Origin of the sequence: Natrinema sp. 74, assembly GCF_046097095.1 — an archaeon.
In the GTDB taxonomy this organism is placed as follows: Archaea; Halobacteriota; Halobacteria; order Halobacteriales; family Natrialbaceae; genus Natrinema.
This window is the reverse complement of record NZ_CP175698.1, coordinates 318403-340021: the sequence shown is the minus strand read 5'-3', so window position 1 is coordinate 340021 and position 21619 is coordinate 318403. Positions and strand designations below refer to the sequence as shown.

Here is a 21619-nt window from a genome sequence, read left to right as displayed (position 1 = left end):
TCAGCCGTCGACGTCGATCGGGCCCTCGAGGTCGAACGCGAGCCCCTCGCGGTCCGCGCGCTCGGCGCAGGCCGACAGCGCGGGCCGAACCGGTTCGGGATCTGCGACGTCGTCGACGGTGACGGTCACGGTTCCGACGCCGAGGAAAGCGGCGGCGCGGACGTACCCTCGGATCCGGTCAACCTCTTCCTGTGTCGCGAGCGAACAGTCGTCGTCGAAGCAGGCGTTGACGGTCAACTCGGCTGGAACGAGCTCTTCTGCAGTTAGCTCCGCTTTGAGTTCGCGGAGATACCCGGGAGCGGTCGACTCGAGTGCGGCCGCCTCGAGACAGACAGGCGTTGCGTCGGCCGGCTGACAGCGCTGGATCGCGGACTCGGGAGACGACATCGTACTCACTGTCGGCCAATACATGGCTTGCATACAAAAAGGTTGTCGAATTCGCAGTAGTAATACAATCGGCCGAGACGATGTCACTCGGACGGAGGACCCGTAAACGTGTTCGTCAGCACACGTTCGTTTTCGGACGGCAAACGTACTCTCGAGTCGACACGTTCGAATAGAGTTAAGGACACCCCGGCGAAGTTACAGGTATGGACGAGTGTCCACGGTGTGGGGGGGCGGTCGAGGAACTCTCGCTCGGTGACGTGTCGACGGTCACGTGCTCGCGCTGTGGGTTCGCCGATATCCCCGTCGAACACCAGCCGACCGGGGAGGACGTCGAGTCCTGGCGAGACGCGTTCAATCGGTTTTACGAGCAGTCGGCCGACCGCTGACTCCCGAGCCGCCGCTTTCGGTGCTCAGGTGGGTCGACCGAAAAATCGACTCCGCAGCGCCGCTCGATTACTCGCTTGCGGCCGCCGCTTCTGCTTCGTCGTCGTCCTGATCGTGATCGACGTCCTCGTCGGAGCGGGCCGCCACGAGCCCACCGCGTGCGACGCTATACAGCGGTTCGTTCGCGTGCGTGACGCCGCTGATCGAGAACGGAATGTTCGCTTCCTCCAAATGGTCGCGGAACAGCGCCTCGAAGCCGCTCGGACTCGAGGTACCACCGGTGACGACGACTGGGACGTCGAGTCCCTCTTCGACGTCTTCATCGTCGACCTCTTTGACGATGTTCTCGATGACGTAATCGAGCAGATTCTCGTAGTAGATCGAGAGCGCACCCTCGACGCCGCCGACGTCGGTCGTGAAGTCGAGTTCGAAGTCGTCCTCCTTGATGGAGGTGACCTTGTCGACGGGCGTCCCGGTCGCGCGGGCGGCCTGTTCGTCGACCCAGTCGCCACCGCGGGCGACGGAGAACTTCATGACGGGCACCGCGTAGTAAGACAGGCAGACGTTCGTCATCCCGGCACCGAAGGAGATGCCAAGGCCGGTGAAGTTGTTGTCCGCGAGCTCGGAGTAGATGACGGACATCCCCTCGTTGATCGGTTCGGAGTCATACCCCATGTCGTCGAGGAAGGACTCGATCGTCTTTTGGTGGTACAGCGTCGAGAGATCCGAGTCGATCGGGTCCGCGGGGGATGAGAAGTACAGTTTCTCGTCGGGATAGGCGGGCTCGCCGACGACCTGCTCGATGATGAGCTTCATCATCGGGATCGCGCTCTGCTCGTCGTTCGAGAGGATCCCGTGTTTCATCGGCCGCCGTGTCTCCTTGTTGAAGATGTTCGCGAAGTTCAACGCGTCGTCGCCGACGACGTAGACCTTGTCGTCTTTGCGAATATGGAGAACTTCGCTTCGCGAGAGCATCTGCTCGGCCATGTCCGAGTATTCGATCTCTACGAAGGAGTTGCGCTGTTGCACGAAAACCGTGTCGTTCCCATCCTGCTGTGCTGACAGGATGTTCATCGTTCCAACGTCTAGGCCTTTGGCCATGTGTGGCCAAGGCCACCGACGGATTATAAATCTATGTGCGTTGATTACTCTCTCAAACCAGGGAAAGCAATTCGTATTTCAACCGTCAACCGACGTTTAATTCCGGCTCAGAACGTTTCGAACGCGTTTAAGCAAACTCGACAGCGGATTCGTCACCGTCGCGGCGACGCCCTCGTCGTCGGCCGTTGCCGAATCCTCCGCGCGCTGCTGTTCGCGGAGTTCCTTCAGTTTCGCCGTTTGGTTGTCGACGGTCGCGCTCGAGGTGGTTGTCTTCGTTTCACCGCCTTTTAAGCCCTTGAGACCGGCGACCTGCGAGTCGACGCCCGTCGACCGCGTCGTGGTCGTGCCGACGTCGGTGTCGACGCTGACGTCGTCGAAGTCGTCTTGGGAGAAATTCAGTCGTTTGTGTTCGGTCTTTTGGACACCTCCCCAGGAGAGTTCGACGTCCTCCATTGCCTCGTCGATGTCTCGCTGGACGTCCTCGTCGGTGAGTTCGGGTTCATCGTCGGTCTCGTCGCCGGTCGCGACCGCGTCGGCCTGCTGTGCCATATCGAGATAGTGGGCGATCAGTGCTGCACCGGTCGAGGCGGTGATACCGGCGAGCCCGACGGCGTACACCGCGACCACCTGGACGGTGTAATCGTTACCGTACCCGTTCCAGTGATCGGGATAGACGAAGAGGAACCCGGCGACTGCGGCGACTGTGACCGCGACGCCGCCGACCGACGCGTACATCATCCGCCGTTCCGACGGGAGGAGCGTGACGATCCCAAGCATCACGACGGGAAGCGCGATCATCTCGAGTGCATACGCGGGACCGACCCACGCGAAGTATCCGGGAGATCGAGCGTCGAACGTGTTGCCCCACAGGAACAACAGGAGTCCGACGATCGCCAACCCGATTCCGCCGAGGAACAGCCCGAACCCGACGTAGACGTCGGTTCGGTCCTCCGGTTCACCGATGTATCGACGATAGAGGTCGAAGAGATAGCCGTCTGCGGCCTGTTCCGCTACCATTGACACCCCGTTTAGGCTCCAGTACTATGACTGTTGGGACGGAAAAAGAACCGTCCCCGTCCTACGTCGTCCGCTCCTACTCGGTTTGAACTGCTCCGTCGTACCGAAATGTGTGCGCTACTGCGATGGAACCTGTCGACGCGATAGGCGAACCCCCTCGTGACGGACTCGGTCAAACGTGTGAACGAAACTGAAGTATTCCATAATTTGATGTCGATCGAATCGATACGTGATACCATCACGAATTATGGCTGGTAACACGACCGTCGTTCTCGTCGCAACCACCGACCCTGACGCGGTAACCGAGTGCTGCTCCTCGCTCACCGAGCGCTATCGCGTACAGACGACGACAGACGGCGACGAGGCCCTCGAACGGCTCGACGACGCCGACGTGGTGCTGGTCGATAGCGATCTCCGGACGGAGTCGGGAACCGTGGTCGCCACCGAAATTGATCGTCTCGCGCGGCCGCACGCGACCGCGGTACTCAGGAGCGCCGACCAGGAGTTCGAGAGCCGGCACGGAACAGACATCCCCGGCGACCGTCTCGTCAAACCCGTCAACGAGAACGACCTCCGCGAGACGGTCGATCGGCTAGCGCGACGAGTCCGATACGATGCGCTGATGGACGAATGCGCTACGTTGGCCGCCAAACGCGGCGAACTCGAGTCACACGCGCACGCGAACGATTCCGACGAGGAGTACGCGGCCGTACAGCGGCGACTCGCGGAGCTGTTCGACGAGCTAGACGAGGTGGTGGCGACGTTCGACGGCGATGACTTTCGGGCGGCATTTACCGCGTGTAACTTCGCCGCCGGCACCGGGACACAGCAGGTCGAACGGTTCTCTTGACGACGGTTCGAGAAGCGCCGCCGTTATACGTGCGTGGCCGTAACAGAGGCTAATGAGCCAGGAGCCGGAGTACAGCGAGGGCGACCTTAGGAACACCGGAATGCGTCTCAAACACGATCGCGAATGGGATTACGAACTCGAGCAGATCGTCGAGGCGATCGAAGAACGTGACGCGACGAAGGTCGGACTGCAGTTTCCCGAGGGGTTGAAGCGACGCGGTCCGTCCGTCGCCGACGACCTGCGGGAGTTGGCCGACGATGACGTGACGTTCATGCTGTCGGGCCAACCCTGCTATGGAGCCTGCGACCTCGATACGTACCTGATGAAACGCACCGACGTGTTCGTCCACTTCGGCCATTCGCCGATGAAGGACACGGACAAGGTGATCTACGTCCCGCTGTTCTCGAACGTCGAAGTCACGCCAATCATGGAGGAAGCCCTCGAGACCCTCGAGCCGCCCGAGGAGACCGAGGGTGTCGGCCTCGTCACGACGGCCCAACACATGAATCGCTACGAGGAGATGACCGAGTACCTAGAGGAGCGAGGATACGAGGTCCATAGCCGCCGCGGCGACGACCGGCTGACTCACGAGGGACAGGTCCTCGGCTGCAACTACGCGAGCGCAGACGTGCCCGCAGAGCAGGTGCTCTACGTCGGCGGTGGGAAGTTCCACCCGCTCGGGCTGGCGATGGAACACCCCGACAAACACGTCGTCATCGCGGACCCGGTCAACAACGTCGTCACCGTCGCGGACACGGAGAAGTTCATGAAGCAGCGCTACGGTGCGATCCACCGCGCGATGGACGCCGAGAAGTGGGGCGTCATCTTCTGTACCAAGATCGGACAGGGGCGCTGGGAGACTGCCCAGAAGATCCTCGACGATAACGACGATGCCTATCTCATCACGATGGACGAGGTGACGCCGGACCGTCTGCGGAACTTCGATATGGACGCGTTCGTCAACACCGGCTGTCCGCGGATCACGACCGACGACGGGCCGCAGTTCCACAAGCCAATGCTCACGCCCGGCGAGTACCGGATCGCCGTCGGCGACGAACCGCTCGACAGTCTCTCGTTCGACACGTTCCACGGAACGTGGTAGCGCGAGACGCTGCAATCCGGTGACGGTCTCGGTGTCTTGCCATCGGATTCTACACGGTGCGGTATAGACACGAGGCGCAACCTCGCCCCGTCTTGCCGAACGAACGGGGGGTACCACCGGCATAGTTGGTGTCTGATGGCCGAAAAATTCTGTTGTGAGTTTTCCACACCGAATTCGAACGACGGGGTGACCGACTGACACGTGAGAACGGAGCGGTTCCCTCGCTTCACGTAACGGAGGACATCGATCGGCCTCCGAGAACGTCACAGTGAATTTCACGAATGGGCTCTAAGAGGGTGAGATCGATACTACGTTCAACATATCTTTGGTATATATTGGCGAATTTGGTGGTAAATAACCGTAACAGAGCACTGAAACCAAACCTGTTTGGAGCAGTCCTTTTGGCTGATAGCCCCCGACCAGTATTCGATGACTAACTCAGGCACGAGCGAATTCACGGCCGATGTTCGCGACGAGTTCTTCCGCGCTCTCGGCGACGCACACCGGCGCGCCGTCCTTCGACTCGTTCACGACCGGTCCCCGCGCGCCGTCGAGAAAGCGGATCTTGCGTTCCAATATGCGGCGGTAATATCTGATAAACGACTCGCCGCGGTGACCGAGGACGACCGGCAGCGGGCGCTCGTCGACCTCCACCACCGACAGCTCCCGTACTTGACGGATGTGGGGCTGCTCGAGCAGACGGACGACGGAGAGATTTCGCTGGCCGCTCACCGGGCGTTCGATATCCCCGGACTCGAAACCGCCGTCTCGGCCGGCCAGGTCGAGGAAGCGGACGACCTCGACCGCCTCTTCGAGGCGCTGGCCGACGAGCGCCGCCGGACGGTCCTCTCGGTGCTCGAGAATCAATATCATCCGATCGCGACGGAAACGCTCGCTCGCGATGTCGCCGCCCAAGAGGGCGATACGACCGAACGCGAGGTCTCGGACGACCGCGTCGAGGAGGTACAGGCCTCGCTCGTGCACGTCCACCTGCCGATGTTAAACGAGGCCACGCTCGTTAGTTACGACGCGACGACGGGTCAGGCCTCCTATGAGGGTCATCCCGCCGTTCGCACGGAGTGGCTCCAGCCCATCGACGGGGCGACGGTGACTGACGCCGAAACGGCCGCAGAGATCGAGGACGGAGCGGCCGTTCGCACGCTCGAGGGCCGTGAGCCGATCATCGCGACCGGTCGGTCGCTCTGTGAGCGGGCGGACGACGAACTGTTCTTGCTGTTTACGACGACCGGCCTGCTCGAGGAGGGTTGTTTCCGTCGACTGGAGGACGCGGTCGATCGCGGCGTCGATGTCTATCTCGGATCGCGCGATCCGCGCGTTCGGGACCTCGTTCGCGATCGCGTTCCCGGCGCCGTCGTCTGGGAGCCCCAGCGAGACTGGCTCGACCTGCCGCCGGCCGGCGAGTCCGTGGGACGGCTCGTGTTCGCCGACCGGGAAGCGGTCATGCTCGGCACCATCGGGCAGCCGTCGTCGAACGACGACGGGCCCGTCGAAACGGCCGTCGCGGGGACCGGCTCACAGAACGGACTCGTCGTGCTGATGCGACAGCTACTCGGCTCGCGCCTCGAGCGCCTCGAGCACCCCGAGCGTCGGCGAGAAGACACGCACGTGCCGTTCCCGCTCTGATCGTGGCCGTTCCCTGTATGCTGTCTCCTTCTCTCTCGGACTGAACGCGCCTCGTCGTCGCCTCGCTGTCCTGCGATCGGCACTTCGACCCGTCAGCGAAGACGATAACACTTACACGGCCGGTCCGCGCATCCACGCACATGATTCACAGCGACTGGGACGACTGGCTCGTCAACGATGTCGCGGACGCGAATCCGGACGGCGTGGCGGTCTGGTATCTCGGCTGTAACGGCTTCATCGTCAAGGGCAACGACGGAACGACGATCCACATCGATCCGTACCTCGGCCTGGGCGATCCGCCGCGGACGATCCGGATGATTCCCGTGCCGTTCGATCCCGCCGACGTCGACGAGGCCGACGCCGTCTTCGTGACACACGAACACACAGACCACGTCCACGGGCCGAGTCAGGCTCCGATCCTCGAGAACACGGGTGCGACGTTCTACGGGCCGGACGCCAGCATCGCGGTCGCTCGCGACGAAGAGACGTGGACCGAAAAGTGGGACGTGACCGGAGATCAACTCCGCGAGGTCACCGAGGGCGACACCCTCGAGATCGGTGAGTTCACGGTCCACGTCGAGCCGGCGAACGACCCCGACGCGACCCACCCCGTGAGCTACGTGTTCGAACACGAAGCCGGCACGTTCTTCCACGGCGGAGACACGAAACCGAGCGACGAATTCGAGCGGCTCGGCGACGAGTACGAGATCGACCTCGCGGCGCTGGCGTTCGGGACCGTCGGGCAGATTCCCGACAAGCAGACCCGTGAGCCAAAACGAACGCGCTGGTACAACGACGAGAACCAGATCGTCGAGTGCGCCGCCGCCCTCGAGTGCGAGCGGCTCCTGCCGAGCCACTGGGACATGTGGAAGGGGCTCACCGCCGACCCGACAGTGTTACACCACCACGCCACGAGCTTCGAGCATCCGCAGCGGCTCGAACTCGTCGAGATTGGCGATCGAGTCGAGCTGTAAACCGGTCGTCGTTCGGATATAAGTCCGTCCGCACGATTTATAGTAATGGTATGGTAACGTTGGTCTCATATGAGTAGCACCGCCGACACGGACGACGTGGTCGAGGTCAGTATCGACGGGATCGCCGTCAGAAAATCGTTCGCAGCGGACGAGTTTCCCGTCCCTGCGATCCGATTCGAGATCGAATCGGACCGCGACGCCCCGGTCACGTTTCAGCTCTCGGAAGATATCCCTGCCTCGTTCCCGATGGACAAAGTCGGGTTTCACCCGGACTATCACAGCGACGACTGGACGGCGTTTCAAGACAACCACGTCGAGTTCACCGCCACGCTCGAACCCAACGAGCGCCTCGAAACGGTCTACGGCATCCAACTCGACGACGAAAGCCGAGCCGCGGAGTTCCTCACCGAACCGACGATCGTCGAGCACGGCGCTGGCGACGACGGCGAGTCGGAAGCCGACGAGGTCGACGACGAGGTCATCGGCAGTATCGTCTCCGAGGACCGCAATCGCCCCGTCAAGGACATGATTTCCGGCGAGTCCGACTCGGTCCCCGGACTCGAGGACGGGGAATCGGCCGACGGCACAGACTCATCTCAGCGCGACGAATCCGAGGAGGCACCGACCGCGGCCGCCGACACGCCGGACGATTCCGGCGGACTCGATCTCGACCTCGGCGATATCGATCCCGATCCGGTCGACGACGCGGCTGACGCGGCCGACGCGGCGGCCGATGACGGCGAGGACGGCGCGCCGGACATTGATCTGGGTTTTGAGGAAGAGGAAATTCCGGGGTCCGAGACGGACGAGAGTTCGATCGACACGGCCGACGAGGGGGCCGACGACGAGCCAAGCGTCGAACTTGATCTCGATACTGGCGCAGCCGATTCGGCGGCCGGCGCAGAGACAGCAGCTGACGACCTCGACGACGAAGCGACTGCGACCGACGATACGGCGACCGAGTCCGGACCCGAGATCGACCTCGGTCTCGACGAGTCGGCCGCCGACGCTGACGGCGATCTGACCGTCGATACCGATACGGCCGAGACCGAAGGGACTACCGGCGACGCTGACAGCGAACCGAGCGTAGCGGAGTCCGACGAATCCGGAGCAGAGACGGGACTCGACGAGTCAGGAACGGAACCGGAATCGCCGTCGGCGGAGCCGACCACCGCGGCAGCCGCCGACGCGCCGGCCGATGAGACGGGACAGGACGAAACGGCTTCCGAGCCGACTGAACCCGCTGCCGACGGCGCGACCGACGAGACCAGCGCAGAGCCCGACCCGGACGAGGCGGACGCGGCGTCCGACACGGCCGGTGTCGAGCCGACCGCAGCGGCAGCGACGAGCACCGCTCCCGCGTTTGACGGCTCGATCGCAGCCCGTCTCGCGACCGAGATCCGAGACGGAACCGTCGACGACGAGGACCTCGAGGCCGTCCGAGCCGAACTCGACCTCGAGCCGTCCAGTCCCGACATCGCGAAAGTCGAACACCTCCAGTCTCGCGTCGAGGAACTCGCTGCCTACACCGACGCCATCGAGACGTTCCTTGAGGAGAACGGCACCGGCGCACAGCTCCTCGAAGAGTTACAAGACGAACTCGGCACCCTCGAGGACGAACTCGCGTCCGTAGACGACCGACTCGACGAGACGGACTCGCGAGTCGACGATCTCGAGAGTGACGTCGACGACCTCAGCGACTGGAACGCCGACCTCGAGGCCGATATCGACGCCGTCGACGAGGATGTCGAAGGGGTTGCGGGCGATCTCGAGGGCGTCGAGGACGATGTGGCAGGCCTCGAAGACGACGTCGGAGCGGTCGAGGATGACGTTGCAGGTCTCGAAGGCGACATCGAGAACGTCGAAGACGATGTTGAAGCGGTCGAGGACGACGTTGCAGGCCTCGAAGACGACATCGAGGACGTCGAGGACGACTTAGCGAACGTTCGCAGCGACGTGACAGAGATTCAGCAGTGGCGCGACCAGCTCGGGTCGATGTTCTCCGAATAGGGCGGCCACCGTTCTCGATGGCGAGACGGTTTCGACCACGACGACCGTTCCTGAAACACAACTCGTTTATCCGCCGCCAGTCGAGAACCGAGCGATGGGCGAGACGATACCGATCGCTGTACCACGGAAGGGGCGGCCGCTCGAGTCGGTGCTCGACCGGCTTGCAGAGCGCCTCGACGTTCCCGACCTCGCGGACGACATTACGTCGACACTCCGCCACGAGAAGGCGCTCACGAAAGGAACGATCGACGCCGACGAGGCGGACGTCTACCATCGTCTCGCAGACTACAGCACCGTCGACGACCCGACCGAGCCCGAATACACGCTGCTTCGCGATGACCGCGCCGGAAAACCGCGACGGATCGTTTTCGACAGCGTCACGGTTCCACTCGACGGTGTCGAGGCCACACCGAACGATGCTGCGGTGCAACTCGTCGGCCGCGAGGAACCCTTCCGCGCGCTTCGCACCCACGAGTTCGCGCTCGGCTTCGACAGCGCCGACCTGGTCTTAGAGGAAGTCGTCGAGTTGCGACCGGAGCCACTCGGGCGGATCGCCGACGTGAACGCGCGGATCGATCCGTCCGACACCGACGTGCAGGTTGTCACCGGCCTCGGCGACACCGTCTACCACACGTTGCTGGCCACGCCTGAGGTCACTCCGTCGGCGGAATCGATCGATCGTGACTTCCTCGAAAACTACGAGGGCTCGCTCTGTATCGAACCGAGATACGAGCGACTCGTGCAGGCAGTGCTGGGAACGCGGACGCTCGACGGGATCGATTTCCGGTACCCCAAAGAGGGCCGCGAAGAAGAGGCAGCCATCGCCGACGCAGGGCTGGGCGTCTATCTGACCGTCACCGGCTCGACCGCCCGCGATCACGGCCTCTTGCTCGGCGAACGGCTGTTCCCCAGCGAGACGGTGTTGCTCGAGAACGCCGCCGAGACGACCGCGACCGTCGATCTCGTTCGTTCGCTGTTGAACGGCGGCGATCTCGAGACGGCACTCGCAGTCGATCGATAACAGCCCTCGTACTAAAGGACGGTCGGACGTCACGTCGCAGCCGCGAGCGAGCGCTCGAGGAACGGTGAGTTAATATAGCGATATATGATTTAGAAGGTAGGTTCTCGACACCCGTAGTAAGAACAATGGCCAAAAATTCCTCTGTTAGAGAAGGAAACAAAGAAGCGACTACTAGTCTATCCGGCATATTCTGGCGTTTGAACGGTCCAGAGGTCGATAGTGGCGCTTATTCGGTAACGGTGTAGATACAGTCGAGATAGGTCTCCCGGACGCGGTCGCCCCAGTTGTGCGTGTACGTATCGATCACGTCGCCGGCGACATCACCGCGGAGGTACTGCACGATCCCTCGATCGCCCGTCCGATCTCGGAGATGCGTGGTGAAGAAGTGCCGGAAGTAGTGGGGCGTGACGTTCTCCTGGGTCCCGCCGCCGGTCCGGTACCAGCCACGGTCCCGAGCGTGTTTTTCGACGATATAGCGCACGTCCGACGGCGTCAGCCGCTCGCCCCACGAATCGCCGGTGTCGAGAAAGAGCGGCCGTGCCGACGATACCGCGTCCGGACGGATCGCCAGCCACTCGAGCAACACCTGCCGAAGCTCCCCATCGACCGGGACGACGGTGTCGCGTTTTCGCTTGTTTGAGGCCGTCCGCTCCTCGCCGTTGACGGTCGTCCCGCGAGCTGGCTCGGACGAGACGAACAGCGACGAGGGTCGGCGCTCGAGCCCGACGCGGGGCGTCCACTTCAGGTCGATCTCGGGCGTCTCGAGGTGGAGGTCGCGCAGATCGAGATTACAAAGTTCGCCGACGCGCATCCCCGTCTTCAACAGGGTGACGACGACGGCTCGCTCGAGGGGATGGCCGATATCGGCGACGAACGACCGCATCTCGCCGACCGAGATGTCGCGTCTGGTCGGATTCGTATCGATCGATTCGGACATCTCCTCCATGACCAGCGCCATGGGATTGTCGTCGAAGACGCCGACGCGGGTCATGTAGTCGTAGAATCGGTTGAGATACGACGCGTAGGAGGCGATCGTGCTGTCCTCGAACTCGCCGCGTAGCGAGTGAATCCAGGCCATACACTCGCGACGCTCGGCGGTTCCGACGGCGTCGACCCCGAAGCGCTCGGCGACGAACGCCTCGAATTGACGGAGGACGCGCTCGTAGGCCTCGAGCGTTCGTTCGCTCTTGCCGTGATACCGCTGGTCGTCGAGAAAGTACGCGATTGGATCGTCGACGTCCGCCGGCGTGGCGGCTCCGGGCTCAGTCGCCATCGCCGCCTCCGTCGACCGTGGTGTACCCGCCGTGGCGACCGCTGTATCGAATTCGGTTATCCGCCTGTAGTCGCTCGAGGGTCGCGTCCAGTCGCGACTCGATGTCGTCCGAGACCGTCTCGAGGAGTTCGTCCCACGAGTAGGTGTCAGCCGACAATAGCTTGAGGACCCGTGTCTCGAGGTCGTTACCCCCGGGGTCTGGGTCCGAAGAATCGGGTTCCGTCGTGTCGGGTTCGAATCCTTTTCGACCGGCTTGCACCATCGTCCGGACGAACTCGCTCTGGCTCATCTCGAGGTCATCGGCGTGAGATTGCCACTCGGACTTCTGGTAGGCCGGCACGTACGTTTTAACAGATTTTCGAGATGTGTCCGCCGAGTCACCCATGTCTCGTTCATAAGACGCGATGATCTTCAGTCTTTCCATCATTCGATCTAAGTATATTTATCTTATCTAGTGTACCAAAATTGGCGCGCAAGACGGTGTCTTGAATTTAGATTAAGCCAGTTACTGGGACATAGTTCCGGATATTAGATTTACCAGTATGGGCCTACTGTTTGGGATATCTGTCCGGGAGAGGGAGCCGCTTCGATCGAAGTAACGCGGGTTCGAACGCACTCGGTATCCTTCGCTCACTGACTCGTTCAGCGAACACGGCTGGGGGTGAGCGTATCGGCGTCGGTTATTACCTTTCAATGTCGGTCGGTTAGGGAGACCGTCGCAGTAGGGTTGAGTGCGACATCGTCGTCCTAGCGAGTATCCGAATGACGAACGTCACCCACGTGGTCGCGTTTCTCGCACGTTGTTGAGCCACTCTCTCGAGTGGCCGTCGTGCCACGGCGGCCGATCTCGGGATTGATCCGTCCGGCGCTACGCCGACCGCTGTCGACACTAGCGGCTCCCATGTTGGGGCCGACTACTGCCGTCGGTTCCGATTCAGTGAGAGCGAGAACAACCGTCGTGCATGCTCACGGTCTGGTCCTCTATACAGGTGATAGTCTATTCCGACAGACTGGTTCAAAGGCCTTACAGATAGTCTGAGAGAATATTCGTGCTGTATTAATCCGAGGGTGCCGTGAGGCCGGTAACATCGTCTGCGAACCAGTCTGAAGAATTCGTCATACCTTCTACAGCTGTCGATCGTGACCGATCTGCGGTAACTACCCTGCAAGCCGAACGCAGTATCGACGTCGGCTACCGAACTAATAAACTTCATTTCGATATACAGAGGTGTCGGACAGAGCGATCGAAAACACCAGTTCCGAGTCAGGGTTCGCTGTCGTCGGCCGTTCCATCGTCGGCCGTCTCGTTCGAATCCTCCACCCACTGACCGCTCGTTCCCTGTCGCTTTCGCACGCGAAGCCGTTCCTGCAGTCGTGCTTCGATTTCGGCCTGTAGCTCGAGCCCCCGTTCAGCGTCGATATCGTACGCTGTCGCGGCCCGACCGAAAAACGAGGCGGAACTGGCGGTGTCGGCCGTCACGCTGGCGAGGCTTCGGCGGCGCTGGAAGATCGTCGCCTCGTGGAGGACGGCCTGCACCCGGTAGTGCGGAACGACCTTCGTCGTTCGCCGCCAGAATCCCATTCGAGTGAGGAAGTACCGATCGCCGACGCGAAACCCCCGGTTCGTCCACTTGAGGTGTGCAGCGATGGGGGCGAAGACCGCGAGGGCGGCGACGACGTACCACCGCCGGACGAACGGCACGTACCGCGCGATCAGGTACGCGACGGCGACGAGGGCGGTGACGACCAGCAGGTAGCGGACTGCGTAGCGTTCTCGGGCGCGACGGGGCGGCGACTCGAGGTCGACCGGTCCGAACGGTTCGATCGCCCGTGCAAGTGCGGCCACCCGATCGGCAGCGGCGAGCGGAATGGCGGACTCCGTCCCGCGGGAGCCGGACTGGCCGGGTGCGTAGCCGGCCGTCTCGACGCTCAGGGCAGCGTAGCCGAACCAGCGGTAGGGGATCGATTCGGAGATAGTCAGCACCTGGACCTTCTCGAGAGGGATCGTCCCGCTGTAGCGCTGCAGGAGGCCGCGCTCGTAGTAGAGTTCGTCGTCGGCGCGGGTGAGCCGGAAGCCGTAGTACCGCGAGAACGTCAGGGCGGCGCTTAGCACCCAGGCGGCGAGCGCGAAGAGCAAGAGTCCCCAGACGAGCGCGACCACCCCCGTTTCGGGCCCCGGGAGGGCCTCGAGACGGTCGGCGGGAACCAGCATCGTTGGATCGAGGCCGCTGGCAAAGGAGAGCGCGATCCCGCCTAATACGCTGGCCCCCGGATCGATGGTGAAGACGCTCAGGATCGCGAGCTCCCGGGGCTGTATCTCGAACAGGACCTCCTCGTCCTCGACGGTCCTCGGTTCGCGTTCAGTAGGGTGATCCGCGCGTCCGGCCTCGAGCGCGTCGGCGGTACGTTCCTCGTCGTCCCTCTCGGCGGTTGCACCGCGTCGCAGTTGCCGTCTGAGGCGGCGGGCCTCGTCCTCACCGACGTATCGGAGGCTGACTTCGGTCTCACCGCCGCCGGCGGTTTCGATGTGGACTGCGGCAATGCCGAGGACCCGTTCGACGACGTTCTGTCTAACGTCGACGTTCTGGATCCGTCCGAGGGGGAGTTCGCGGTCACGGCGTGATATCACGCCGGAGGTGACGTCGAACGTGTCCGCAGTGAGTTCGTACCGGAACCGCTGGTAGTAGGCGAACTCGTAGACGATGCCCGTGACAATTCCGACGGCGACGAGGCCGAACACCGAGAGCAGGTTCATCCCGTTACCGCCGGGTGAGACGACGACGCCGATGACGAAGAATACGAACCCGGTGTTGAGACTGCGCGAGAGCGATCGGACGGCGACCGAGGCAGGGTGGAGTTGCTTCATACCGCGTCTTCACCCGCGCTCTCGATCGCGAGTCGGCGCAGCGACTCCTGAAGATCCTCTGCGCGCGTCGGCGTCAGCCCGGGGATCGCCACGTCCGAACTCCGGGAGCCGGCCGTGTAGACGACCACCGTCGAGAGGCCGACGGTCCGCTCGAGTGGCGAACGCCGGGAGTCGACGTGTTGAACCCGAACGTAGGGGACGACCGTCCGGACCCGGGTGAAGACGCCGCGTTTGATGTAGAGGTCGTCGTCGCGGAGAGCAAACCGCCAGACGCCGTAGCGCCGCCAGGCGACGAAGACGCGAAGGACTGCGACCGAGACGGCGAGTGCAACCGCGGCCGGGATGAGCCTCCCCGGAGCGGGATTGGGGAGTTCGGTTCTGGTGATTGCGATCGCCGCGCCCACGATGATCCCGCCGAGGATCGCGGCTCGGACGATCGCGAGGAGGAGCCAGACGATCCGCACTCGCGGAGTGAGCCGTTCCATACAGATCGTGACGGAACAAACGAGATTAAAGGGTTGGAAAGCGGGGCCGGTCGTGACAGTGAGAGGACGGTCGCACGCGGTGTCGAGCGGTGTCGGTCGTTTCGACCGCGCGAATCCAGACGGATCACACGGGTAGTGACGGCCATGGCAGCGGCCGACCTCGTCGGCGCAAACACCGAACACGGTTCGAACGCCGTTCCTGAGCCGAAATCGGCGGCGTACATTCCCGAGTGAACGGTCGGGACTCTCGACGACGGCCGGTCGAGAGCCGGAGAAGCAAGGCCGTCGATATCGAGACGAGTCGGGAAGCGAAAAGCGGGGCGAGTCGTCAGTGGGTCGTGGCGCGGACGTCTTCGACGCGATAGAGGTCCTCTTTGAGACCGTCACCGTCGCAGTCCGCGTTCGGACACTCGTAGTGCCAGCCGTCTTGGGTCGCCGTCCCCTCTCGGAATCGCTCCCCGCATACCTGACAGAAGAGTTGTCCCTTTTTGCACGTGTCTCGGTGTAACTCGAGGGCGAGCTCGGTCTGGAACGACTGGTTGCAGTTACGACAGGTGTGCATGTTTCGTCTGACGCGAGCCTCCATCAAAACTGCTTGGGTTCTTTTATTCCGCCGGATTCGCATCCGGTTCGGCGTCACTACCCCGATTTACTGGCGACCGGCCGGCAAAAAAGAATGGGCGGAATCCGTGTTTACTCGGACTCGTGTATTCCGTGTGTTGGTAGATCGCACAGACAGCGGTGTCCGGTATACTATCGCCCGAATTCGCTTCACCGCTGTGTGACGGTTCCGTAATGGTCGGATATCGCCGTCCGTCCATTGGTTTCCCCACTAATTTGTGTCCGCAGAGCGAACGGATGGGGTAATGGATACGCTCGTCATCGCCGGTCGACTGATCGCAGGCGTTCTGCTTATTCTGGCGAACGGCTTCTTCGTCGCCATCGAGTTCGGGTTGACCCGGGCGCGGCAGTTCACCGAAGAGGAGTTCGTCGGCGGCGACCCCGCCCTCGAGCGGGCCTGGATGATGACCGACGAGCTCGAGATCTATCTCACCACGTGCCAAGTCGGGATCACGGCCTCGAGTATCGCCGTCGGAATCGTCGCCGAGCCGGCGCTGGCTGCCATCTTTGAGCCGTTCTTCGCGAACACGGTGTTGGCGACGATCGGCGGCGGAGCCGTCCTCGCGTTTCTGATCATCAACCTCGTCCACCTGACGCACGGCGAGCAGACGCCGACGTACCTCGGCGTCGAGCGATCGCGGATGGTCTGTCGGTACGGCGCGGCGCCGCTGTACTGGTTCAACCGGCTCATCTCTCCGCTCATCTGGATCGGCGACGGCGTCGCGAAGTGGACGCTCAAACTGTTCGGGATCGAGATGACCGGCGCGTGGCTCGAGACCGAAGAGGACGTCATCGAGTCCCGCGCCGACCTCCGGAACAAGCTTGGATCGGTGCTCGAGGAGGGAGAGTTACCGGAGGAACGGCGCGAAGAGATCATGAACGCGTTCCAGATCGGCGAGCAGTCCATCAGCGAACTGATGGTGCCACCCGAGGAGATCGTCACGCTGTCGACCGAAGACGGCCCCGAGGAGAACTTTCGGAAGATGGAGGACCGACCGCAGACGCGGTATCCGCTCGTCGGTGACGAACTGACCGATTTTCGTGGGATCGTCTATACCCCGATCTTCGTCCGTCACCGCGAAGAATTGGCCGAGGGCGATATCGACTTCGAGGAACTCGCGGCCCCGCCGATGACGCTCTCGCCCGACGCGGACGTCAGCGACGCGGTCGATCAGTTCCAAGCCGAGAATCAGGAACTCGCGCTCGTGATCGAAGACGGCGAGGTCGTCGGCCTCGTCACCGTGACAGACCTGCTCGAGGCCGTGATGGGCGACATCGAGGATCCGCTCGATCAGGAGCAGGTCGAGATGGCCGATCGGTAACGGGATCGGGCCACGAACCAACCACAGGGCCGCGAAAACGGACCCTCCGTGTTGATCGCGCGGCCCTGAGCAAGTCGGCTCTCTGACTGCATACCGGCACTATTAGAGCGTCGCTGTAGTCAACACTGGCCCTGAAGCGGTGTTCAGTATAGGGAATACAGTTATCGGGGCAAGATTCTGTTCCGCTGGCTGTTGTCAAGAGTGAGCTGCTGAATGCGGAGGGCATATGACTCGGCCCTGGGAATGTCCTAATATGGAGTTGCCTCCTTTTGAATTAGAACGGTGGCTCGACGAATACGAATCGGACGCTGACCTGATGCTCGCTGAAAGTGGCGTTCGAAGTCTTCCCGCCGACCGATTCGATTTCGACGTAGGTGAACTCGGCTACGTCATTCCGACCGATGGCTCTCCAGCGTTTCGCACTGAGATCGCCGAGCGCTACGACCGTGACTCCGAAGAGGTGGTTCTCACATGTGGAACGCAAGAGGCCGACTACCTCACGTTCATGGCACTCCTGAACGAGGGGGATCACAGCGTCGTTGTCTCACCGACCTATCAGTCACTTGCGAGCGTGCCCGCCGCTATCGGCGACGTGACCGAAGTCCGAACCGAACCCCCGGAATGGGAACTTTCCGTCGATGCTGTAGCGGAGGCGATGCGTCCAGAGACTCGGGTAGTCGTCCTTACGAATCCGAGCAATCCGACGGGTAAATATCTCGAGCCTGGGACGATACAAGCGCTGTACGACCTCGTAGAAGAAAACGACGCGTACCTCCTCGTTGACGAGGTGTATCGAATGCTGGCCGACGACCCGCACGCCTCGGCTGCGTCGCTCGGGCAGCGAGCGATTTCGACCGCTGGCGTCTCGAAGTCGTACGGTCTTGCCGGTGCGCGTCTCGGCTGGGTTGTCGCAGACAAGGAACTCGCAGACACAGTGCGGAAATGGAAAGACTACACGACGATTTCACCACCGATTCTCGGTCAGCACATTGCTCGACAGGCGCTCGGCGAGCAAGAGACCGATATACTTGCGGCAAACCGTGCTCATGCGAAGTCGAACCGAGACCGCGTCGCCGAGTTCGTTGAGCGCCACGATCTCGACTGGTTCGAGCCGACAGGCGTAAACGGCTTTCCGACGGTTCCTGACGGGTTTGAGGACGGAACGGAGTTCTGTCGGTCGCTGTTCGAGGCCGAGAGCGTCGTCCTCGCACCCGGCGATGTCTTCGGATATCCGAACCGGTTCCGAATCGGGTTCGGTCTCCATACCAACGAACTTGTGGAGGGTCTCGAGCGGGTCGGGCGGCACATCGAAACCCACAGTTGATGAGGTTCACCCGGAGTTCATAATCGATCTACGCGCTGTGTATCTCACACAGTTAACAAAATATATTAGAAACGATGGAGCGTCTGGTGATCAATAGGCGTGTTCCACGTACCGATTTGGGCAACTCAGACTCGAGACCGTGACCGAATACCGAAACAGTACCACTGGCTACCGTTGTGAGAGCCGTCGGCGACTCAGTCGTCCTGCCCGAGGATGCCGCGCTCGGTCATCTTCCGGGGATCGAGCACCTCGTCGGCCTCGTCCTCGTCTAAGTAGCCCTTCTCGAGGACGACTTCGCGGACGGTCTTGTCCTCCTTGAGCGCGGTCTTGGCGACCTCGCTGGCCTTGTCGTAGCCGATGTGGACGTTCAGCGAGGTGGCCATCGCCATCGACTGCTCGACGCGCGCTTCGCAGTACTCCTCGTTGGCCTCGAGTTTGCGGACGAACCGCTCGCCGAAGACCTGGCTGGCGTTCGCGATGAGTTGGGCCGACTCGAGGAAGTTGTGGGCCAGGACGGGCTTGTAGAGGTTGAGGTCGATCTGGCCCTCGGCCGCGCCGGCGGAGACGGCGGCGTCGTTGCCGACGACCTGCTTGTGGACCTGGTTGACCGCCTCGGCGACGACCGGGTTGATCTTACCGGGCATGATCGAGGAGCCGGGCTGGTTCTCGGGCTGTTCGATCTCGCCGAGGCCGTTACGGGGGCCGGAGGCGAGCAGGCGGAGGTCGTTGGCGATCTTGTTCAGCGAGCCGGCCACCGTGCGAAGCGCGCCGTGCGCTTCGGACATCGCGTCATGGGCGGCCTGGGCCTCGAAGTGGTTGTCGGCCTCGCGGAACTGGACCCCGGTCTCTTTCGTGATGTACTCCGCGGCGCGGCCGGGGAACTCCTCGTGAGTGTTCAGCCCAGTCCCGGTCGCAGTGCCACCCAGCGCGAGTTCGCCGAGGTGGTTCCGGACCGTGTCGACGCGGGCCAGTCCCTTCTCGACTTGCGTGCGGTAGCCGCCGAACTCCTGACCGAGCGTGACCGGCGTCGCGTCCTGAAGGTGGGTACGGCCGGTCTTGACGACGTCGTCGAACTCCTCCTCTTTCTCCTCTAAGGCTTCGCGGAGGGTATCGAGTGCCGGGATGACGTCCTTCTCGACGGCCTCGAGCGAGGCGACGTGCATCGCGGTCGGAATCACGTCGTTCGAGGACTGGCCGTAGTTGACGTGGTCGTTGGGGTGGACGACGCGGTCACCGATCTCGCTGCCCATGAGTTCGGCGGCGCGGTTGGCGATGACCTCGTTTGCGTTCATATTCGACGACGTACCGGAGCCGGTCTGGAAGATGTCGACGGGGAACTGGTCGTCGTGCTCGCCGGCGATGACCTCGTCGGCGGCCTCGATGATCGCCTCGGCGACGTCCTCGTCGACGAGTTCGAGGTCGCGGTTGGCCTGTGCAGCGGCCTTCTTGACGACGCCCAGCCCGCGAATGAAGCGACGACTGAACGTAATTCCCGAGATCGGGAAGTTCTGGATTGCGCGCTGGGTCTGGGCACCCCAGTAGGCATCCGCGGGCACCTGCATCTCGCCTAAGCTGTCCTCCTCGATTCGGTAGTCGTCGTCTGCCATACGCGGAGCGTCGGGACCGGTCAGGTAAAATCCACCGAAAGCCCGATATCGTCCGCTCGAGCGCGCTCACGCAGGCTCGACTGAAGCCGTTCTCGACCGGTGCCGTGGATCTCGCGGGCCGTCTCGAGGTCGACGTCGTAGATCGTCGGCGACCCCCACGCGAAGGTGCGCGAACTGGCGGTGTCGACGGCCAGAGAGGCGAGTCCGAGCCGGCGCTGAAAGATCGATCGTCGCGTCGAGACCGTCTGAATTCGGTAGTAGGGGATGACGGTCGTCCGGCGCTTCCAGAAGCCGCTCCGAATCACGAGGTGGTCGTCGCCGACGAAGTAGCCGAGATTGGCGTACTTCAGCTGGGCCGCGGGCGGGACCGCAACGAAGGCGACGGCGGTGAGATACCAGCGGTCGAACGTCGACACCTGTGCGAGGGCGAACGCGGCGGCGACGATCACGGCCGCGATGATCGTGTACCGGCCGAGATACCGGCGGCGGGCCGGTGCCGGCGGACTGCGAAACTGGGGCGTCTCGACGCCGGTCACGTTCTCGGCGAACCGGTAGACGCGGTCGGCCCCGGCCATCGGGACGGCCGACTGGCTGCCGCTACCGTTGTCGGGGCCGTAACCCGCGGTCTCGACCCAGAGACCGGCGTAGCCGGCCAGCCGCTGGAGCGGGTTCTCGGTGACCGAGACCGACTGGACCTTCTCGGCGGGGATCGAGCCGCTGAAGCGCTGGACCAGCCCGCGTTCGTAGACGAAGTCGTCGCCCGCTCGGCCGAGCTGGAAGCCGTAGTAGTTCGCGACGGTGTAGATCGCACTCGCGACGTAGGTGGCGGCCGTCCACTGAACGGCGGTGGTCGCGGCTAAAACGAGGAGTTGGCCGACGGCGGCACCGTCGATCGCCTCCGGGCCGCCGAAGGGCTCGGCGGCCACTAGGAGGAACTCGGGAACCGCTCCCGAGCCCGTGTCGGCTCCGCCGACGAAGAACAACAGTGCGATCGGAAACACCGCTGCTCCCCACCGGAACGAAGTCAGGGCGTAGACGAGCAGTTCGCGGACCTCGAGTTCGAATAGGCGGATCGGGGCGGCCTCGTCTCGAGAGGCCTCTCGTCGCGCCGTCTCGCCGGCGTCGGCGGCCGAGTCGGACGCGGTGGTGGACGTCCGTTCGTCGCCCTCTGTCTCGGCGTCTCTCTTCGCCGTTAGCCGTCGGATCTCCGATCGAAGGCGCTCGGCTTCGTCCTCGCTGACGTAGTTCAGCGTGGCCTCGGTCTGGCCGCCGCCGGCGGTCTCGATCGAGACGACGGCGAGCCCGAGGAGCCGCTGGAAGACGCTCTGGGAGACGTCAACGTTCTGGATGCGCCGATAGGGGATCTCGCGGGAACGCCGGGAGAAGACGCCCGAGGTCACGTCGAAGGTGCTCGAAGTGGCCTCGTACGTAAACCGGTAGTAGTACGCGACACCGTAGGCGACGCCGACGACGAGGCCGATCGGGGCCAGCACGAACAATATGTCGACGGCAGAGTCGGTTCCAACGCCAACGATACTTGCGATTCCTGTGAGGAAGACCGGCATCGAAAACCCGGTGACGCCGCGCTGGAGAGCGAGCGTTACCGCGCTAAACGGGTGTAAGCGGTTCAT

Annotated in this window: 19 protein-coding genes; 9 read left to right on the top strand and 10 right to left on the bottom strand. The window is 62.8% G+C overall.

The features are described from left to right. The gene (locus ACJ70B_RS01710; RefSeq protein WP_408958688.1) at positions 1 to 396 is read right to left on the bottom strand and encodes a hypothetical protein; all 396 of its coding nucleotides are present in this window, start codon (positions 394 to 396) and stop codon (positions 1 to 3) included. 194 nt (positions 397 to 590) lie between these two features. Here ACJ70B_RS01710 and ACJ70B_RS01705 point away from each other — a divergent pair, with 194 nt between their 5' ends. After that, positions 591 to 773 carry a zinc finger domain-containing protein gene (locus ACJ70B_RS01705; RefSeq protein ID WP_408958687.1) on the top strand — a complete coding sequence of 61 codons (183 nt, stop codon included), beginning with the start codon at positions 591 to 593 and terminating at the stop codon, positions 771 to 773. Between the two features lie 67 nt (positions 774 to 840). Here ACJ70B_RS01705 and ACJ70B_RS01700 read toward each other — a convergent pair whose 3' ends face one another. Continuing rightward, positions 841 to 1872, bottom strand: coding sequence for a hypothetical protein (locus ACJ70B_RS01700; RefSeq protein WP_408958686.1), 1032 nt, complete (start codon positions 1870 to 1872; stop codon positions 841 to 843). A 96-nt stretch (positions 1873 to 1968) separates the two neighbouring features. Then, on the bottom strand, positions 1969 to 2889 hold the full coding sequence (locus tag ACJ70B_RS01695) for a permease (protein WP_408958685.1): 921 nt from the start codon (positions 2887 to 2889) through the stop codon (positions 1969 to 1971). 247 nt (positions 2890 to 3136) lie between these two features. Here ACJ70B_RS01695 and ACJ70B_RS01690 point away from each other — a divergent pair, with 247 nt between their 5' ends. The 6 genes from ACJ70B_RS01690 to ACJ70B_RS01665 all read left to right on the top strand — a co-directional run bounded on the left by ACJ70B_RS01690 (position 3137) and on the right by ACJ70B_RS01665 (position 10490). Beyond that, a complete protein-coding gene (locus tag ACJ70B_RS01690; protein WP_408958684.1) occupies positions 3137 to 3739 on the top strand; it encodes a HalX domain-containing protein in 603 nt (200 codons plus the stop codon). 52 nt (positions 3740 to 3791) lie between these two features. After that, positions 3792 to 4841, top strand: a complete 1050-nt coding sequence (gene dph2, locus ACJ70B_RS01685) for a diphthamide biosynthesis enzyme Dph2 (protein ID WP_408958683.1) — start codon at positions 3792 to 3794, stop codon at positions 4839 to 4841. A 429-nt stretch (positions 4842 to 5270) separates the two neighbouring features. Continuing rightward, positions 5271 to 6485 (top strand): hypothetical protein, encoded by a 1215-nt coding sequence (locus ACJ70B_RS01680; RefSeq protein ID WP_408958682.1) that lies wholly within the window; start codon positions 5271 to 5273, stop codon positions 6483 to 6485. A gap of 140 nt (positions 6486 to 6625) precedes the next feature. Then, positions 6626 to 7459: an MBL fold metallo-hydrolase gene (locus ACJ70B_RS01675; protein ID WP_408958681.1), complete on the top strand. Its 834-nt coding sequence runs from the start codon at positions 6626 to 6628 to the stop codon at positions 7457 to 7459. A gap of 69 nt (positions 7460 to 7528) precedes the next feature. Beyond that, the gene (locus ACJ70B_RS01670) at positions 7529 to 9469 is read left to right on the top strand and encodes an AAA family ATPase (RefSeq protein WP_408958680.1); all 1941 of its coding nucleotides are present in this window, start codon (positions 7529 to 7531) and stop codon (positions 9467 to 9469) included. A 94-nt stretch (positions 9470 to 9563) separates the two neighbouring features. After that, the gene (locus ACJ70B_RS01665; protein WP_408958679.1) at positions 9564 to 10490 is read left to right on the top strand and encodes a hypothetical protein; all 927 of its coding nucleotides are present in this window, start codon (positions 9564 to 9566) and stop codon (positions 10488 to 10490) included. A 226-nt stretch (positions 10491 to 10716) separates the two neighbouring features. Here ACJ70B_RS01665 and ACJ70B_RS01660 read toward each other — a convergent pair whose 3' ends face one another. The 5 genes from ACJ70B_RS01660 to ACJ70B_RS01640 form a co-directional block, all read right to left on the bottom strand. After that, a complete protein-coding gene (locus ACJ70B_RS01660) occupies positions 10717 to 11763 on the bottom strand; it encodes a tyrosine-type recombinase/integrase (protein ID WP_408958678.1) in 1047 nt (348 codons plus the stop codon). Next, positions 11753 to 12148 (bottom strand): DUF5805 domain-containing protein, encoded by a 396-nt coding sequence (locus tag ACJ70B_RS01655; RefSeq protein WP_408958677.1) that lies wholly within the window; start codon positions 12146 to 12148, stop codon positions 11753 to 11755. The genes ACJ70B_RS01660 and ACJ70B_RS01655 overlap by 11 nt, the downstream gene beginning before the upstream one ends. Positions 12149 to 13027: 879 nt before the next feature. After that, the gene (locus tag ACJ70B_RS01650) at positions 13028 to 14629 is read right to left on the bottom strand and encodes a PH domain-containing protein (RefSeq protein WP_408958676.1); all 1602 of its coding nucleotides are present in this window, start codon (positions 14627 to 14629) and stop codon (positions 13028 to 13030) included. Beyond that, positions 14626 to 15114: a PH domain-containing protein gene (locus tag ACJ70B_RS01645; RefSeq protein ID WP_408958675.1), complete on the bottom strand. Its 489-nt coding sequence runs from the start codon at positions 15112 to 15114 to the stop codon at positions 14626 to 14628. Before ACJ70B_RS01645 ends, ACJ70B_RS01650 begins: the two co-directional genes overlap by 4 nt. A gap of 328 nt (positions 15115 to 15442) precedes the next feature. Next, positions 15443 to 15676: an HVO_2901 family zinc finger protein gene (locus ACJ70B_RS01640; RefSeq protein WP_408958674.1), complete on the bottom strand. Its 234-nt coding sequence runs from the start codon at positions 15674 to 15676 to the stop codon at positions 15443 to 15445. Between the two features lie 304 nt (positions 15677 to 15980). Here ACJ70B_RS01640 and ACJ70B_RS01635 point away from each other — a divergent pair, with 304 nt between their 5' ends. Beyond that, positions 15981 to 17057, top strand: coding sequence for a CNNM domain-containing protein (locus ACJ70B_RS01635; RefSeq protein ID WP_408958673.1), 1077 nt, complete (start codon positions 15981 to 15983; stop codon positions 17055 to 17057). A gap of 253 nt (positions 17058 to 17310) precedes the next feature. Continuing rightward, entirely contained in the window at positions 17311 to 18381 is a 1071-nt protein-coding gene (locus ACJ70B_RS01630) for an aminotransferase class I/II-fold pyridoxal phosphate-dependent enzyme (protein ID WP_408958672.1), read from the top strand. A gap of 194 nt (positions 18382 to 18575) precedes the next feature. Here ACJ70B_RS01630 and ACJ70B_RS01625 read toward each other — a convergent pair whose 3' ends face one another. Further along, positions 18576 to 19988 carry a class II fumarate hydratase gene (locus ACJ70B_RS01625; RefSeq protein ID WP_408958671.1) on the bottom strand — a complete coding sequence of 471 codons (1413 nt, stop codon included), beginning with the start codon at positions 19986 to 19988 and terminating at the stop codon, positions 18576 to 18578. Positions 19989 to 20008: 20 nt separating this feature from the next. Beyond that, on the bottom strand, positions 20009 to 21619 hold the full coding sequence (locus ACJ70B_RS01620) for a PH domain-containing protein (RefSeq protein ID WP_408958670.1): 1611 nt from the start codon (positions 21617 to 21619) through the stop codon (positions 20009 to 20011).

Excerpts from the sequence above, each read along its gene's own strand:
- ACJ70B_RS01650 (WP_408958676.1), bottom strand. The coding sequence starts at position 14,629 with ATGAAGCAACTCCACCCTGCCTCGGTCGCCGTCCGATCGCTCTCGCGC.
- ACJ70B_RS01700 (WP_408958686.1), bottom strand. The coding sequence starts at position 1,872 with ATGGCCAAAGGCCTAGACGTTGGAACGATGAACATCCTGTCAGCACAG.
- ACJ70B_RS01675 (WP_408958681.1), top strand. The coding sequence starts at position 6,626 with ATGATTCACAGCGACTGGGACGACTGGCTCGTCAACGATGTCGCGGAC.
- ACJ70B_RS01670 (WP_408958680.1), top strand. The coding sequence starts at position 7,529 with ATGAGTAGCACCGCCGACACGGACGACGTGGTCGAGGTCAGTATCGAC.
- ACJ70B_RS01655 (WP_408958677.1), bottom strand. The coding sequence starts at position 12,148 with ATGGGTGACTCGGCGGACACATCTCGAAAATCTGTTAAAACGTACGTG.
- dph2 (WP_408958683.1), top strand. The coding sequence starts at position 3,792 with ATGAGCCAGGAGCCGGAGTACAGCGAGGGCGACCTTAGGAACACCGGA.
- ACJ70B_RS01645 (WP_408958675.1), bottom strand. The coding sequence starts at position 15,114 with ATGGAACGGCTCACTCCGCGAGTGCGGATCGTCTGGCTCCTCCTCGCG.
- ACJ70B_RS01690 (WP_408958684.1), top strand. The coding sequence starts at position 3,137 with ATGGCTGGTAACACGACCGTCGTTCTCGTCGCAACCACCGACCCTGAC.
- ACJ70B_RS01660 (WP_408958678.1), bottom strand. The coding sequence starts at position 11,763 with ATGGCGACTGAGCCCGGAGCCGCCACGCCGGCGGACGTCGACGATCCA.
- ACJ70B_RS01680 (WP_408958682.1), top strand. The coding sequence starts at position 5,271 with ATGACTAACTCAGGCACGAGCGAATTCACGGCCGATGTTCGCGACGAG.
- ACJ70B_RS01695 (WP_408958685.1), bottom strand. The coding sequence starts at position 2,889 with ATGGTAGCGGAACAGGCCGCAGACGGCTATCTCTTCGACCTCTATCGT.
- ACJ70B_RS01705 (WP_408958687.1), top strand. The coding sequence starts at position 591 with ATGGACGAGTGTCCACGGTGTGGGGGGGCGGTCGAGGAACTCTCGCTC.
- ACJ70B_RS01640 (WP_408958674.1), bottom strand. The coding sequence starts at position 15,676 with ATGCACACCTGTCGTAACTGCAACCAGTCGTTCCAGACCGAGCTCGCC.
- ACJ70B_RS01665 (WP_408958679.1), top strand. The coding sequence starts at position 9,564 with ATGGGCGAGACGATACCGATCGCTGTACCACGGAAGGGGCGGCCGCTC.
- ACJ70B_RS01620 (WP_408958670.1), bottom strand. The coding sequence starts at position 21,619 with ATGAACCGCTTACACCCGTTTAGCGCGGTAACGCTCGCTCTCCAGCGC.
- ACJ70B_RS01630 (WP_408958672.1), top strand. The coding sequence starts at position 17,311 with ATGGAGTTGCCTCCTTTTGAATTAGAACGGTGGCTCGACGAATACGAA.
- ACJ70B_RS01635 (WP_408958673.1), top strand. The coding sequence starts at position 15,981 with ATGGATACGCTCGTCATCGCCGGTCGACTGATCGCAGGCGTTCTGCTT.
- ACJ70B_RS01625 (WP_408958671.1), bottom strand. The coding sequence starts at position 19,988 with ATGGCAGACGACGACTACCGAATCGAGGAGGACAGCTTAGGCGAGATG.